General features: G+C 42.1%; 15 protein-coding genes and 1 pseudogene. 8 read left to right on the top strand and 8 right to left on the bottom strand.

What is annotated here, in order from left to right; all coding sequences use genetic code 11:
- Window positions 1-349: 349 nt before the first annotated feature.
- Complete coding sequence (locus H6F42_RS17240) at window positions 350-970, bottom strand: hypothetical protein (protein WP_190400610.1); 621 nt, start codon at window positions 968-970, stop codon at window positions 350-352.
- 506 nt (window positions 971-1,476) lie between these two features.
- Here H6F42_RS17240 and H6F42_RS17235 point away from each other — a divergent pair.
- The 3 genes from H6F42_RS17235 to H6F42_RS17225 all read left to right on the top strand — a co-directional run bounded on the left by H6F42_RS17235 (window position 1,477) and on the right by H6F42_RS17225 (window position 5,124).
- Window positions 1,477-3,033: an NAD(P)/FAD-dependent oxidoreductase gene (locus H6F42_RS17235; RefSeq protein WP_190400609.1), complete on the top strand. Its 1,557-nt coding sequence runs from the start codon at window positions 1,477-1,479 to the stop codon at window positions 3,031-3,033.
- A 173-nt stretch (window positions 3,034-3,206) separates the two neighbouring features.
- Window positions 3,207-4,439, top strand: coding sequence for an FAD-dependent oxidoreductase (locus tag H6F42_RS17230; RefSeq protein WP_190400608.1), 1,233 nt, complete (start codon window positions 3,207-3,209; stop codon window positions 4,437-4,439).
- A gap of 133 nt (window positions 4,440-4,572) precedes the next feature.
- Window positions 4,573-5,124: a general stress protein gene (locus H6F42_RS17225; RefSeq protein ID WP_190400607.1), complete on the top strand. Its 552-nt coding sequence runs from the start codon at window positions 4,573-4,575 to the stop codon at window positions 5,122-5,124.
- Window positions 5,125-5,225: 101 nt separating this feature from the next.
- On the opposite strand, the gene H6F42_RS17220 is transcribed toward H6F42_RS17225, so the two are convergent.
- Complete coding sequence (locus tag H6F42_RS17220; protein ID WP_190400606.1) at window positions 5,226-5,648, bottom strand: Fur family transcriptional regulator; 423 nt, start codon at window positions 5,646-5,648, stop codon at window positions 5,226-5,228.
- A gap of 466 nt (window positions 5,649-6,114) precedes the next feature.
- Between H6F42_RS17220 and H6F42_RS17215 the strand changes: the two genes are divergently transcribed.
- The 4 genes from H6F42_RS17215 to H6F42_RS17200 all read left to right on the top strand — a co-directional run bounded on the left by H6F42_RS17215 (window position 6,115) and on the right by H6F42_RS17200 (window position 9,906).
- On the top strand, window positions 6,115-6,687 hold the full coding sequence (locus H6F42_RS17215) for a peroxiredoxin (RefSeq protein ID WP_190400605.1): 573 nt from the start codon (window positions 6,115-6,117) through the stop codon (window positions 6,685-6,687).
- 83 nt (window positions 6,688-6,770) lie between these two features.
- Entirely contained in the window at window positions 6,771-7,766 is a 996-nt protein-coding gene (locus H6F42_RS17210; RefSeq protein ID WP_190400604.1) for an NAD(P)/FAD-dependent oxidoreductase, read from the top strand.
- A 224-nt stretch (window positions 7,767-7,990) separates the two neighbouring features.
- Window positions 7,991-9,499 carry a folate/biopterin family MFS transporter gene (locus H6F42_RS17205; protein ID WP_190400603.1) on the top strand — a complete coding sequence of 503 codons (1,509 nt, stop codon included), beginning with the start codon at window positions 7,991-7,993 and terminating at the stop codon, window positions 9,497-9,499.
- Window positions 9,500-9,501: 2 nt separating this feature from the next.
- Window positions 9,502-9,906: a VOC family protein gene (locus H6F42_RS17200; RefSeq protein ID WP_190400602.1), complete on the top strand. Its 405-nt coding sequence runs from the start codon at window positions 9,502-9,504 to the stop codon at window positions 9,904-9,906.
- A 95-nt stretch (window positions 9,907-10,001) separates the two neighbouring features.
- On the opposite strand, the gene H6F42_RS17195 is transcribed toward H6F42_RS17200, so the two are convergent.
- The 6 genes from H6F42_RS17195 to H6F42_RS17170 all read right to left on the bottom strand — a co-directional run bounded on the left by H6F42_RS17195 (window position 10,002) and on the right by H6F42_RS17170 (window position 14,348).
- Window positions 10,002-10,316, bottom strand: a complete 315-nt coding sequence (locus H6F42_RS17195; RefSeq protein ID WP_190400601.1) for a PDGLE domain-containing protein — start codon at window positions 10,314-10,316, stop codon at window positions 10,002-10,004.
- Window positions 10,309-11,016 carry an energy-coupling factor ABC transporter permease gene (locus tag H6F42_RS17190; protein ID WP_190400600.1) on the bottom strand — a complete coding sequence of 236 codons (708 nt, stop codon included), beginning with the start codon at window positions 11,014-11,016 and terminating at the stop codon, window positions 10,309-10,311. Before H6F42_RS17190 ends, H6F42_RS17195 begins: the two co-directional genes overlap by 8 nt.
- Before the next feature lie 69 nt (window positions 11,017-11,085).
- On the bottom strand, window positions 11,086-12,360 hold the full coding sequence (locus H6F42_RS17185) for an efflux RND transporter periplasmic adaptor subunit (RefSeq protein ID WP_242018494.1): 1,275 nt from the start codon (window positions 12,358-12,360) through the stop codon (window positions 11,086-11,088).
- 198 nt (window positions 12,361-12,558) lie between these two features.
- Window positions 12,559-13,545 carry a chlorophyll synthase ChlG gene (gene chlG / locus H6F42_RS17180; protein ID WP_190400599.1) on the bottom strand — a complete coding sequence of 329 codons (987 nt, stop codon included), beginning with the start codon at window positions 13,543-13,545 and terminating at the stop codon, window positions 12,559-12,561.
- A 49-nt stretch (window positions 13,546-13,594) separates the two neighbouring features.
- Window positions 13,595-13,987 carry a hypothetical protein gene (locus H6F42_RS17175; protein WP_190400598.1) on the bottom strand — a complete coding sequence of 131 codons (393 nt, stop codon included), beginning with the start codon at window positions 13,985-13,987 and terminating at the stop codon, window positions 13,595-13,597.
- Window positions 13,959-14,348 (bottom strand): hypothetical protein, encoded by a 390-nt coding sequence (locus H6F42_RS17170; RefSeq protein ID WP_190400597.1) that lies wholly within the window; start codon window positions 14,346-14,348, stop codon window positions 13,959-13,961. The genes H6F42_RS17175 and H6F42_RS17170 overlap by 29 nt, the downstream gene beginning before the upstream one ends.
- Window positions 14,349-14,418: 70 nt before the next feature.
- On the opposite strand from H6F42_RS17170, the pseudogene H6F42_RS17165 reads away from it, so the two are divergent.
- Window positions 14,419-14,625, top strand: a pseudogene (locus H6F42_RS17165) (ISKra4 family transposase); the annotation flags it as partial.

The raw sequence follows: 14,625 nt of genomic DNA, 5'->3' as shown, positions 1-14,625 counted from the left end.
CTATCAGCAGGATTTGCCATAATTCATCTCGCCTTCCTTTTGCCTTGCGCGGATCTGGTATCTCTTTGAGATAATCAACTAGACTATTACTCATTTTCTGGCTTATTTAACTTGATTAGATTAAATTATTACAAAATACCTCTACGTCTGTCACTAGCCTTTTTCTGGTTCCTCCTAACCTTTCTTGAAATAACCCTGCCGCCTTCGGCGGGGATATAACCCTTTCAATATACAACCACCCAAAAAGCTGTGTCACTCGTGTAGCGAGTGACACAGCTTTTTGGGTTTTAAGGCTAATTATGCTTAACTACTCTCTTGCCACCGAATAATTAGTGGTGCGGCGAAGCTATTACCATAGTCCTTGAACAGGCATCTGTTCAATAGGAGGTTGGGTGGAGTCGGGAATTGATGTGGGGGTTGAGATGGGTATTGTAGAAGAATTGGAAGGAAGAGATGCACTGCTATCATCTGGAACTACAGAAGAGACGGTCTTAGGTTGAAAAAATGACATGGAACCTACGATAGGAATAGTCGATGGACAGTCCTTTGTTTTAAACCAAACTCGTTTGCCTGACGACAAGTCTTCAGTTCCGTAGCGTTGAGAAATTAGGCAATCGCTACGAGAATCGTTGAGAGCGAAAGAATCCCCATTCATCAAGCTGGAGGAAGTCCCTTCAATATAACGATCGCGATAGATTCCTTGAACTATATTGCGATTGTAGAGGTTTGCGGAAGTGCCCACTTGAAGATTATATTTAGAAAACATCCAACTAGGGACATAGTAATTGTGGGACTCTCCTGATACATTTTTGAAGGTAACAATATTACCATCAATCTTTTCGATTACTTGAGGCGAAGTGCTGTCTAAATATTCATCAGTAGATTGAGCTTCGATAGAGGTTACGGCTGTAGTTGCGGCGATCGCGATCGAAAAGCCAGTAATTAAGAAACTAAGAATTAGTTTTTGCATGAGTTAAAATCTCCAAATTTGTATTCGATTAGGTGAGCTTTTCCTCTTGACTTCATTACTATATAAAGATCTACGATTGATTTAATAATTTAGTTGATTGACTACATTACAAAACGTATTAATGTTGGAGTTTAAGACAGATATTGCTCGAAAACCAGTTTTTACTTCACTGCAAATATGTTTGTTTTCTTCCTGCAAAAATAGACATTATTCACTCGAAAGAAAGTGAGAAGTTTTAAGTCGTAATCAATCAAATCATTCAACAAACCAAACATTAATCTATCAAAGTAACTATAGAAAATACTTCTTAATTATTTTGAAATAAATAAGCGACACTATAGCAATGCTTGAGTTAGAGCAAATCACAATCCAAAAGATGAGTGGCGACGCTTCACGTCGCCATTCATCTTTTGGGTTTTATGTCCTAATCAAAACTTGCATTGCTATAGATAGAGATTTGTAAATAAAAAAATTATTTAAAGCTTTTATGATTGGGGCTACTTTATATGAAAACTGATTACTTGATAGTGGGTAGTGGTCTGTCAGCATTGACTTTTGGAGCTTTGATGGCGCACTCAGGCAAAACTGTCCAAATCATTGAAGCTCATGAATATGCTGGTGGGTTTGGGCATACCTTTACGATGGCAAAAAAATATAAGTTTAATGCCCAATTTCACTATGTCTGGGACTGTGGTGAAGGACAAACCGTGAATCGGGTGCTAAAAAAATTAGGGTTAGAGAAAGAAGTTACCTTTGAAAGTTACGATCCTCAAGGCTTTGATCATATGCGAATGCCCGAATACGCAATGGATATTCCCTCAGATCCAGAAGAATTAATTCAGCGTTTATCTGTACTATTTCCAGAATCAAGCGATCGCCTCCGCCAATTTGTAAACGAAGTAGAACAGACTGGGCAAGGCTTAAAAAAACTATCTCCTCCACTTAATCCCATAGAATTACTAAAACATCCAATCGAAGTATTTTCTACGGTGCAATATCTCAATAGCACGCTGCAAGATGTATTTAATAAGTTTCAACTTCCGCAAGCCGCGCAAACTTTACTAGCTCTACAATGGCTAGATTTTTTATTGCCGCCCAACCAACTCTCTTTCTATGCATGGGTGGTGTTATTTCGAGGCTACCAAGCAGGAGCATATTACCCCACTCAGCATTTTGAGCATGTGATTAACTCATTGGTTAAGGTGATTGAATCCAACGGAGGGCAAGTACTCCTAAATCATGAAGTTACCAACTTTAGCGTGACAGATAGAACGGTGACGGGAGTTGAGGCGATGAATCTTCTAACTCATCAAACAGAGGAGTTTGTTGGCGATACGGTGATTTGCAATATCGATCCTAAAAAAGCTGCCAAGATGATTGGTGAGGCACAATTCTCTAAAGCAGTGCGCCGAAAACTCGACTATGAATATTCGGTATCTAACTACATGGCTTATTGTGTGGTTAAAGATATTGACCTGCGAGACTATGGCTTTGGTAAATGGAATCTCTTCCATACGGGGCATCAAAATCTTAATGAAGCCTTTGCCCAAATGTACGATCGCCATGACTTTTCTAATCCTAGTTTTGCGATCACTACTCCCACTTTACTGACAGATTCAAGCGGTGATTGCCCCGAAGACAGCCAGATCGTTGAATTTCTTACGGTGGCAAATTATGACTACTTCAAGCAATTACAAGTGCGCGATCGCCAAGCTTATAAACTCAAAAAGCAGGAGATTTTCGATTCCATTCTTAATGTGGTGGAAGAAAAATATATACCAAACTTTAGAGAACATCTGGTTTTTCATATTACGGGCAGCCCGACTACCAATGAGAGATTTTGCTGGTGTCCCAATGGTAATTCCTATGGTTCTAGTTTGACTCCTCGAAATATGGGGCTAGGACGCTTAAATCACGAAACTTCCCTCAAGCAGTTCTATTTTTGTAATGCCTCATCTGGCTATCCCGGTTTTGCTCCAACGATTTGGACAGGCGCTTTGCTGTATCAACGATTATCAGGTGATGTGATTTTAGGCGATCGCCCAAATCCAAAAAGCCATTAAAAATCTTACGCAGAAAGTTTTAAGACCCTCACCCCTAGCCCCTCTCCCAAAGAGGGAGAGGGGAATAAGAAAAATCCAAAAACGTCTCTTACTCCCCTTCTCCCAAGAGGGGAGAAGGGGCTGGGGGATGAGGGCAGATTCGCTATCTATATTTATTAATGGAGAATCCTACTATGAAAATCGCGATTATTGGCGGTGGCGCGAGTGGCATGGCTACAGCCTACCTCCTCGATAAACAGGGACATCAAGTTACTATTTTTGAGCGACAAGCGAGTTTAGGTGGACATATTCGGACATTGAACAAGAATGTGCAACCAAACCAATCTGATTGCCAAGAGATTCTAGAATGTGGTGTAATCGAATTTCCTACTGTATTTCATAACTTCTTAGCGCTGATGCAAGAGTTAGAAGTAGAATTACAACCTGTTGACGTTGGTTCGGCAATGTTTTTTAAAAATGGAAGTCATTATTTATCCAAAGTCACCATTCAGAAAAACTTTACAGGTATTCGTTATCTCATCGCCTATTTACGCCTTGATACTCTCTATGCTCGTTCCATAAAATTATGGCTAAGAATAAGATTTGCCACTAAAAAAGATTTCTATAATCAACCATTATCAAAATATTTAAAACGCCTCTGTACTCACAATACTTGGCTAAAGTTGCTAGTGATGTATAGCTACTCTATGCCTTTGGAGATGATTGATGATTTTCCAGCAGAATTAGCGATGCCTGTTTTACGAGATGATGTGGCGGTCAAATGGTTGCGAATTCAAGGCGGAGTTTATTCCTATATTGAAAAAATCTTGACCCAATTTAAGGGAAAGATTTTGCTAAATGTGGAAGTTGATCGCATTGTGAGAAGCCTAAATTCCATAAAGATTTTCCACTCTATTGGCGAAGTTCAGGAATTTGATAAAGTTGTATTCGCCACACCACCCGATCAAGTTATAGCCCTCTTAGCCAATCCCAATGCCTCGGAAATTAAACGATTTTCCCATTGGCAAGCTAATCATGTGGAAAGCATAGTCCATAAAGATGATTCCATTTACGATCGCTATGGCATCAAACATCCCTCAGAATTTGATTTCTTTCAAACGGATACCCATTGGGGCTATAACAGTTGTCTAAATCAGCTTTGCCATATTTCCTCATCCCAAAAATATTTCCTGTCTTATCAGTTAGAGCAGTTAATTGCTCGCGATCGCTTTATTCACATCCAAAAGCATCACACTCCTCTATATACAACGGATGCTTTTCGCTACCGAGAGGAAGTCGTAGCTACTAATGGAGAAAATAATACTTATCATGTAGGCTCATATCTGGGAGATGGGTTGCATGAGGGGGCGATCGCCTCAGCCTATCGAGTTGCGGAACTGGTTGGCGTAGATTACCAAAAACCGTAAAGTTGCGGCTCCGTAGGGGCGCAACTTTACGGTTTTTGGTTTGTAATTAATTATGCCCAGCTACTTATACATGATTTATGACATCAAGGTGTCAGAGTAGGCATTGAGTAAACTAATGGCGGAGTAGAAGATTGTGAGTGGACAAAATAAGCGTGCTACAGGGACATTCTCTAATCCTCAAGAAGCCAAAGGTGCTCTGCATGAGTTAAGGGACAGTGGATTTAATATGGATCAAATTTCGATCATCGGTAATCATATTGATCGCAATTCTGATCTGGCTGGGATTTCGCCGAGCGAAAATATCAGTGATCTGGATAATAAGGTAGGCGAAGGTGCGGCTACAGGTGCGGCTTCGATCGGTGCAGTTGGCAGTTTCACAGGCTTGTTAGTCGGCTTGGGATTGGTGGCAATCCCTGGAATTGGTCCTATCATGTTAGCGGGGGCTACCGCGACGACTTTGGCGACGACTTTAACGGGTGGGGCGATCGGGGCAGCCGCAGGTGGGTTGATTGGTGCGTTGGTCGGTCTGGGCATTCCCCAAGATCGTGCCAAGGAGTATTGCGATCGCCTAGATCAAGGTGATTACTTGGTGATGGTTGATGGTTCTGAGCCAGAGATTCTCCAAGCTGAGGTAATCTTCAAACGTTACGCTGTGCAGGAATGGGGTATTTACGATAACAATTAATTAAAACAAACTTCTCTCAGGTCGCCATATTCAACAAACCAAAACCCGTAAAGTTGCGCCCCTATGGGCGCAACTTTACGGGTTTTGGTTTGCGCAAGCACTTATGGAGTATTGCAGCGATCGCACATCCCCGTCACAATCACTTCGTAACTATCAATTTTTAAACCTGATCGAACTTGGCGCAGCCCTAACTGATCAAAAGCCTCCCACGCAATATCTTCGATCTCGCCACAACATTTACAGCGAAAGTGGTGATGGGGTTCTACCTTGGCATCATAGCGACATACCCCTTGCTCCAGTAACACCTCACGCACTAAGCCTGCATCCCGAAGAGTTTGCAGCGACAAATACACAGTGGCTTGCGAGGAAGTTGGGGCATCTTGATTTAAGTCACTCAAAATTTGTTCGGCGGTGGGGTGATCGTGACGCATCAGGAGGTTTGTATAGACGGCAAAACGCTGAGGTGTAACTCGCAACCCCTTAGCTTTCAATGTTTGTACGATCCGATCTGCTTGCTTTTGCATAATGATTTTCCTCGACTAATTCTGTCTTTGTTTCTTAAAGAGACTCTCTAGACAGAAGCTTTTAACCTTAAAAGAACACTTCTCAGCCACTATATAGCTTGTACAAGACTAGAAGACGATTCACAGCGCTTCGCGCCGCCACTCGCTTCTTGGTTTTTGATTTGTCCTCCTACAAGTGACCACCGCTATATTTATTTTTTATTTATTTTTTCAAGGACTTTGGCTGGAAGTCACGTTAATTACATATTAATTAATTGATTTAAAATCATAGCATCTCCATATAGGAACTACAACTATATTAAACTTTTTAAAATAATTGAGTAATTCTAGCTATTGACTAATTTCTAAATAAGAATTATTCTTAAATATGTTCAGACCAGCCCAGTGCAAACTCCAACAAGTTTGCTGTATTAATGGGTCTTTGAACAAATTTGCTTATACAAAACTTTTGACACCAAAGAAAAATATGGCAGTTATCGAAACCGTACCAAACGTTGTTTTTAAGACTCGTGTGCGTGATGAGTCCGTTGAAGGACCTAATCCTTACCGTTGGGAAGACAAAACCACTCAAGATCTCTTTGCTGGTAAAAAAGTAGTAGTTTTCTCTTTGCCTGGAGCGTTTACACCTACCTGTTCCTCCAATCACCTACCTCGTTACGAAGAGCTTTATGAAGAATTTAAAGCTCTAGGCGTTGATGCAGTTATCTGTATTTCTGTTAACGATGCTTTCGTTATGTTCAAATGGGGTAAAGAAATCGGTGCTAAGAATGTATTCTTACTACCTGATGGTTCGGGCGAATTTACCCGCAAGATGGGAATGCTTGTTGATAAGTCAAATATTGGTTTTGGTCTTCGCTCTTGGCGCTATTCCATGTTCGTAAATGACAGCAAGATCGAAAAAATCTTTGTCGAAGCTGGCTTCTCTGACAATGCACCTAGCGACCCATTTGAAGTATCGGATGCGGACACTATGTTGGCTTATCTGAAGGGATCTGCCCCTGCTGGCGTATCTACTCCTCGCTTAGCGTTTGAAGGCTAATCACTAAGTTAGGGAAGTGCGCGAAACGCCCTTCCCTAATTGCATTAACATAATTTAAAAAGCAATTTGAATGAGGGGTGGCTATGAAACTCTCTAGCAAAAATCTAAATGAGCGGCTTGATACTGTCTACGATGCGATCGTGGTGGGCGGCGGTATGGGCGGACTATCGGCGGCGATCTATTTAGCTCGTTATGGGTTGAAGTGCTTAATTGTTGAGAAAGGCAAAGGGCGATCGCTGTGGATGCAGGATTTGCGTAATTATGTTGGACTCGACCCCACTACCCCCGGGCGAGATATTCTCAATCATGGTACTAAGACTGCGGTAGATTGGGGAGCCGATCATTTGCGCGGCTATGTGGAAGATGTCGTCGATGAAGGTGAAACCTTTGCGGTGAAGGTAAAAGTTGGTAAGCAGAATAGTGTTTATCCCGTATTTCGTAGTAAGTATTTAATTGCCGCTTCAGGAATTATCGACAATTTGCCCCAATTGGAAGATATGCAAAATGTCTATGATTATGCAGGTTATACGCTTCATGTCTGCATGATCTGCGATGGTTTTGATATGTGGGATCAGAAAGCAGTTTTGATTGCAAATACCGAAGGACAAATTGGTGCAGCCTTCGTTCTGAACTGGTTTACTCCTTATATTTCCGTTTTGACCCATGGATTATGTGAAGTCAGCGATAAAACAAAACAGAAGCTTGCAGAGCATGGCTATCCATTGTATGAAGCCCCGATCGCTAAGTTTCATGGTGAAAATCATCATCTTAGTGGCGTAGAACTTACCGATGGCACAATTGTGGAGGCGACCACAGGTTTAGTGGGTATGGGTTCGATTTACCATAGTCAATACCTTAAGGGGATCGCAGGTCTGGAATATGATGGGCAGAACCTAGTGACTAATGATATGTGCAAGACTAGCCACGATCGCATTTTTGCCCTTGGTGATTTGAAGAAGGGCTTGAATCAAGTATCGATCGCTGTCGCTGATGGGACTTTAGCCGCAACACAGATCTGGCGCAATATCCGTCGGGCTAGCCCACCTCGCAAGTGGGAAGAAAATATCAAAGTACTATAAACAGAAAGTCCCGCTAAGCGGGACTTTCTGTTTATAGTACTTTCCGAGCAGACGAATTCCAATAAATTGGTTAAAAGTGTTACTAAGCAACACTTTTAACCAATTTATTGGCTTGGGTTTGGGCGCAAAGCGATGTAAATAGCTAAGAGATGTGTAAACTGTTTTTCTGGATAAAGAATAAAATATATTAGATTAAATTTTCTTAACATTTGGGCAATTGTATCGTGCTAATTCAATCAGAATGGCTCAAAAGCTTGAGGAGACGCTCATTTGACCTAGAGTTGGGGGCGATCGCGGTAATTTATTTTGTGCAAGGTGCGATGGCAATCTCACAACTTGCTGTAAGTTTTTTCCTTAAAGATGATTTAGGGTTAAGCCCTGCGGAAGTTGCTTCTCTAGTTGGTATCACCATGTTGCCTTGGACAATTAAACCTCTTTATGGTTTGGTGTCCGATGGCTTTCCGATATTTGGTTACCGTCGTCGCCCCTATCTATTACTATCAAGCATTTTGGGCATATTCGCATGGCTTAGCATGGGGCTGTGGGTATCCACACCATTCTGGGCGATCGCGATGATTGCCGCAGGTTCACTATCGCTAGCCTGTTCTGATGCGATTACGGATGCCCTAATTGTGCAACGCGCTCGCTTAGAGCCAGAGGGAGATGCGGGATCTTTGCAGTCCTTTAGCTGGATTGCCTCCTCGGTGGGGGCGATTATATCCGCTTATTTGAGTGGCTATTTATTAGAGCATTTTGGCGCAAAATTTGTATTTGAGATTACGGCGTTTTTGCCGCTTTTGGTGGGCATCTCTGCCTTTGCGATCGCCGATCCGCCTATGTCAATGGTTTATATCGTTGCGCCTAGTGCTGATCCTGCGGCTACGCCTACAAACTCTGAATCTACTAATCCTGAATTAGCTAATTCTGAATTGGCTAATTCTGAGGTTTTATCCCGCAATTCACAGTTATGGATGTCCTTAAAGTTTAACTTTGAGCAATTGCGTAAAGCCTTTACCAATAAAGCGATTTGGTTGCCCACTGCCTTTCTATTTATTTGGCAAGCCACGCCTAGCTCGGATACGGCTTTTTTCTATTTCACTACTAATGAATTAAACTTCAATCCCGAATTTTTAGGGACAGTTAGATTTTTTGCAAGTTGGGCGGGGTTACTAGGCGTATGGCTATTTCAGCGATTTTTTAAAAGTGTACCCACGCGCAAAATTTTCTTTTGGACAACAATTATTTCCACAGTTTTAGGGCTGACTAGTTTGCTACTAGTCACCCACCTCAATAGAGCGATCGGTATTGACGATCGCTGGTTTAGCCTTGGTGATAGCTTGATTTTGACCGTTGCAGGACGGATCGCGTTTATGCCTGTATTAGTTTTAGCAGCAAGGCTATGTCCTGAAGGAATCGAAGCAACTCTGTTTGCTTTGCTGATGTCGGTACTAAATATTTCGGCTCTATGCTCATTTCAATTAGGGGCCGTGATGACCCGTGTGTTCGGGGTCACCGAATCTAATTTTGATAATCTGTGGTTATTGATTGTGATTGCCAATATTAGTAGCCTGTTGCCTCTACCCTTTTTAAAATGGTTGCCTGACGAGAAAAACAACTTTTCGTCGCCTACTCAAACCCCAGTTTTAGCCGAAGCGTCTTCGGTTGAGGTAACTGGATTAAAGAATGATCTAGCTGGCGATCGCCCTGAAGTTCTCTTGCAAGAGAATCAGTAGGGATGGAAATTGATTACATCGCTTTATTTGTTACGAATGTAGAGCGATCGCTGATTTTTTATCGCGATGTGTTAGGGTTTCGATTTGACAAGCCTGCTAAGCCCGATAGTGCCGAGGGCTATAGTGGCAAGCTAAAAATAGGACTTTATGATCGGGCTTGGTTGCCCAAACTCTTTGGTGATCGGGGCGAGCAGAAGATTAGTGGCAATCCCTTTCTCCTATCGATGAGTGTCGAAAATCTCGATCAGGTCTATCAAGAACTAAGCGATCGGCAGTCTCTTTATCCAGTAAATATGATTGCGCCACCGCGAGTGATGCCGTGGGGACAGAGAATTTTATTTTTGAGCGATCCTGACGATAATCTTCTGGAAATTGTGCAGTCTTCAACTGCATCGACGGACAACTAAATCAGTGCCTCATAGAACCCAAACAAGCTGATTCGCCCGCTTCGCGGGCGAATCAGCTTGTTTGGGTTCTATATTTAATTATGCCTACCTACTTACTATTTCGATGATTTTTTGATAGCAATTTTGCCAATTCCCCACGCTAAGCCAAAAACCACTAAAGTTCCCGTCACACCTGCTAATCCTGTCGCCGCCCTTTCATGGGGAATGGATTTTAAAGAATATTCATCGAAAATTTGTGAAAATGGAAGCTTCTTATTTAGAGGTTCTGTCGTCGATTTTTCTTCAAATTTTAAATCCTTAGAAACACGATCTAAGCCGTCAGGATCTTTACTGGCAAAAGGTGACATAAAAGCAGCAATACTTAGCGCCAAAGCCAAGCCTGTTAATATCAAAATTTGATTTTTATTCATCATCTTGATTGACAGAAATATTTGCCAAGTCTTGACTTACCGTACTGTAGATTAGCTCAGGACGGGTTTTCCAGATAAAGTTAGTCACCGATAAAGTGATCAAAGCCTCGCCAATACCAATCATCAAGTGCCATGACAGCATAGCCGTTAGTCCCACCGATAAAGGCACAGTATCCGATAGATCCAGTAAGAGCGCACATACTGCTGATGCAACCACGACACTCGACCATGAAGCGATCGCTGTTCCTATGCTCATACCGAACCAAGTATTTTTGCCAAAGAGATTTCTCAAAAATCGATAAAGATAATAGCCTCCAAAGGTTCCAATTAATCCCATAATCGTGATATTTGCGCCCAATGCTGTTAGTCCCCCATCCTGAAACATTACAGATTGAACAATAAAAACCACTGCCATCACCAACGATCCCGCCCAAGGGCCCAACAAAATGCCTGCAAGAGTTCCGCCCATCAAATGCCCTGACGTGCCGCCAATAATTGGGAAATTTACCATTTGTGCTGCAAAGATGAACGCCGCACTTACGCCCATTAAGGGAACAGCGCGTTCTTTATATTCCGCCTGCACCCGATTAAGGGAAAGAGCAATTAGGGCGATCGCCACACATCCTGTTGCTAAGCTTACTGGTAAACTCAAGTAGCCATCGGGAATATGCATGGCTAGATATATAGGCAAGGCAAGCATAAAATATGTTGAACAACTAGCATAATTATGCTTTATTGCTAGCCAATTTAATCAAAAAGTGTTGTAGGGTTACTTCTTAGGAGCTTCTGGAAGTTGGGCGATCTCTACTCCATTGCGTAATTGGAGAATACCAGCTACAACGATCTTGTCATTAGGCTTTAGCCCTTCTAATACTTCCTGTTTATTGCCCGTGATTTTTCCTAATTTAACTGCCTTTTGATTGGCAATTAATTGCTTATTTCCATTTGTAGTAGATTCTTCAGCTACAAATATAAAGTCTTGTCCACCTAATCGAGAGATCGCGGAAGTGGGTACTAAAACCCCTGAACGGGAAGACCAAATCAATCTCGCTCTCACAAATTGATTTGCCTTAAGTTGATTATTACCATTATTAAAAGCGGCTTTGACTAAGACCGATTGAGTTTGAGCATCAATATTAGGAGAGATAAACGCAACTTTTCCATTGACGATCGCCTTATCCTGATTATCTAGCAACTCCACAGGCATACCAATTTTCAGTTTGGGCGCACTTTCTAGAGGTACAGCAATCTGTACCTCTAAAACCTGATTTTGAGTAATGGTCGTTAACTGCGTAGTACTGCTGACATTATCCCCAACCTTAATGGGAATGTCACCGACAATTCCTGTGAATGGAGCAGTAACAGTATAAAAGTCTAACTGTACTTCCTGTTGAATAGCGCCAGCACGAGAAGCTTCAATGCGAGTTGCGGCGCTATTAATGCTCGCTTCTTGGGCGGAAATTTGCGCCTCGATTTTACCTAGCTCAGCCCTTGCATTTCTCAAGTTATTGGCGACTTCATCGAGCTTTTGCCGCGCGATCGCTCCCTGAGATGTCAAATCAGAATAGCGTTTATATTCTTTTTGATTGAAATCAAGGCTAGATAGGGTTGATTCTTTAGAGGCTTGTAACTGAGCAAGCGTAGCTCTAGCACTTTCAAAGTCAGCCTGCGAAGTTGCTACAGCCGCAACCGATTGTTGGACGGCAGCCTGTTGTTTAGCTGGATCAATTCGGAGAATTGGCGCACCTGCTTCTACGCGATCGCCTGCTTTAACATAAATTTCTTGAATATAGCCATCAACCCTTGGTTGGAGCGTCACTGATTGTCGAGATTGTAAATTTGCGACGTAATCAGAACTATCTGTGACTGTTCCAGAGTCTACCGCAGCGATTGGGACAGGAATAGCACGCACACCGCCAGCCTGTGGAGCATTTCCAGAGCAAGAAACTAGCAACACGCTAATTAAAGCACTTAATGCTCTATTCGATGATTTAGGGTTAAAAGCGAGTGGCGATCGCTTATTTGGGAAGGGAAGTTTCATCATGAATATTCGCAAATTCTCTTTGACGTATCGGTACGTTTTAAATCTGGATCATAAACAATATTCATCATCTCTAAATCACCCTGTAGGTGCTATTTCTAAAAGTTTTGGATAAGAAGGTCTGCATAGAACACTCTTATCGCCCTTTTCAAGCAAAGCTTTGTCTCATTGCCTTCGGCAGGGAGACAAAGCTTTGCTTCTCTAAATACCTGCGTGTCCCATGGCAATACCCGCGACTAGCATCCCAATCACCAGAAATGGCTGAGCGCTAGCTTGATATTTGACATCGTTCTTAAGGGGATCGCGGAGGAAATACATATCTTGGAATGTAATTTGCGGAATCACTAATAGCACAATCAAACTGGCTAATAATTGCTCTCCGACAGTGACTAAATAAACAGCAATCCCAATTTGGAAGACATCGATCGCCGTTGCTGATAGTAATGCTGCTTTCTGGACTCCAAACATTACAGGCAAGGATTTCAATCCCAATTCGCGATCGCCTTCAACGCTTTTAAAGTCGTTAACCACCGCAATCCCTAAACCTGCAAGGCTATAGAACAAAGTCACGGCTACGACTGTCCAGTTGAGATGTCCATAGAGCGCGTGACCCGCCCACCAAGGAAGCGCAATATAACTTGCTCCAAGGGCATAGTTACCCAGCCAACCATTTTGCTTGAGTTTTAAAGGTGGCGCAGAGTAGATATAGGCAACAAAGGAGCCGCCTAACGCTAATTTTGTCATGATAAAGTCGGCATGACCTGCCGTGATATCAAGGATCGCCGCTACTGCAATGCCGCCGAGCAACAAAATCCAAATCTGAGCAATGACTTGATTGAGGGGAATGGCTCCCGATGGAATCGGACGGTAAGGCTCGTTAATTGCGTCAATCTCGCGATCGTAGTAATCATTAATCGTCTGGGTATAGCCTGTTAGTAGGGGACCTGACATGAGCATACAAAGTAGCGATCGAAACACATTTTCAATCGACCAGATAAATTCACCAGAGGAAGCTGCGCCGCAGAGTACGCCCCACATCAGGGGTATCCATGTAATCGGTTTCATCAGTTGCAAGCGGATCTTCCAGATCGAAGCTTCTTTAATGTCCGCACCTTTCATTCCGAGCATTTGGCGGGTACGGGCTTCGCGAGACTCGCTCGCTGGTACGTCAGGGGTTGGAGAGGACATATTTACAAAAATTTATAGACTTGCGGTTGATTATAGCTTTTAGGCAGATCTATTCAGCAATTAACTGTTTAATAAATCTACCGAGATCAGTTTCTAACAACTCTTCATTAGTCATTTCTTTAGCCATTCGCCAGTTATCTGCTTTACTCCATCCAAATTGAGTTCTATTTTTGAGGTTTTCGTAAGGAGCTAATGCAGAAAAACTATCTCCTTTAACTGCCTTAACAACATGATCTGGAAAATAATTTTTAGTAGCTCGATACTCAAGCACATGACATTTAACACCAATTTCTTCACACATATCTGCAAATCCTTGTATTCTGGGACATAAAGATTCCTCTGGAAAACTTTTTTCACTATCAACTAATGCGTATATATCATCTGAAATACGTTTTACCTCTTGTAGCTCATCTCTAAAAATTTGCGTTGATGAGGCTACCACCACCTAGAGGCAGCAAAAGAATTTCATGATCTTTCCCAAACTTACGCAAAAATTGTTGAATTGCCTTAACTTCTGTTACTCCTTCAACAAGAAGAACTTTATTAAAGCCAAATTCTCGGTATGCAGAAAAACTTAACTCGCCAAGAAATTCTGATAAATATTTTGAGCTTTTTATGCTATCAAATTCAATTATTTCACTGCCTTTATATTTATCTACTTTACGAACTACATAAATTTGCTCGGCACTTGCTCTTGCTAGACCAATACTATGCGTATTGAAAATAACTCCTTGACTAGCATAGTTACCAAGAGTAGTTAAGAAATCTAGTTGAAGTGAAGGATGTACCTGGGAGCATCTCAATTAGGCACTGAGTAGAAATACTTAGGAGAAAAGAGAGATAAAATAGAAAAAAGTTATCCAGACCAAGCAAATGACACCAGAAGAAAGAGGAAGACTCGAAGCCTGCACCAGAGAGATAGCAGAAATCCTATATCGGGATGCAGAAGCCAAAGATGCAGAGCAATTGAAAACGCTAGAAGGCATAGAAATAGCCGTGAGAGAGCAAATGTTGGAGAACGTGAGTCCAAAGGTGGGAATTTTTTTGTCGAAAAAAGCAGTGGGACAAAAGCAGGAAAAG

Origin of the sequence: Pseudanabaena sp. FACHB-1998 (assembly GCF_014696355.1) — a bacterium.
GTDB lineage: Bacteria > Cyanobacteriota > Cyanobacteriia > Pseudanabaenales > Pseudanabaenaceae > Pseudanabaena.
This window is presented reverse-complemented; position numbering and strand designations above follow the sequence as displayed.